Source organism: Alteromonas sp. 5E99-2, from assembly GCF_017368475.1.
In the GTDB taxonomy this organism is placed as follows: Bacteria; Pseudomonadota; Gammaproteobacteria; order Enterobacterales; family Alteromonadaceae; genus Alteromonas_F.
Genome location: NZ_JAFNJE010000104.1, coordinates 1 through 326, shown reverse-complemented (window position 1 = coordinate 326; position 326 = coordinate 1). Strand labels below are relative to the sequence as shown.

The 326-nt window shown below is 45.4% G+C and carries 1 protein-coding gene; it reads left to right on the top strand.

The features are described from left to right. On the top strand, window positions 1-271 hold a 271-nt coding region (locus tag J3L16_RS16090; RefSeq protein WP_207614073.1), incomplete at its 5' end, for a hypothetical protein. Between the last annotated feature and the right edge of the window lie 55 nt (window positions 272-326).

Genomic DNA, 326 nt, shown 5'->3' with positions numbered 1-326 from the left:
ACGTAGATTAAGCAGTCATGCATACAACAATGCCAACGTTCGAAGTCAAAAGGCGAACGGATTTACGAAAGTAAACGTGGCAAGCTATTTTCAGAGGCTTAACTACTCATGGTTAAGAAGAGGAAATAGCGAGTATTGGATTTCTTATCGAGTTAAGCGACGAGTGAGTGAGGGCCCGTATGAACAATACGTAACCGAGCGAACGAGGAAGCGCAACGAAGAGAAGGAAGCCAAGACGAAGCTATTTTGGGTTGTATGGTTAAGTGACTAAGCGTATACGGTGGATGCCTTGGCAGTTAGAGGCGATGAAGGACGTGTAAGTCTGC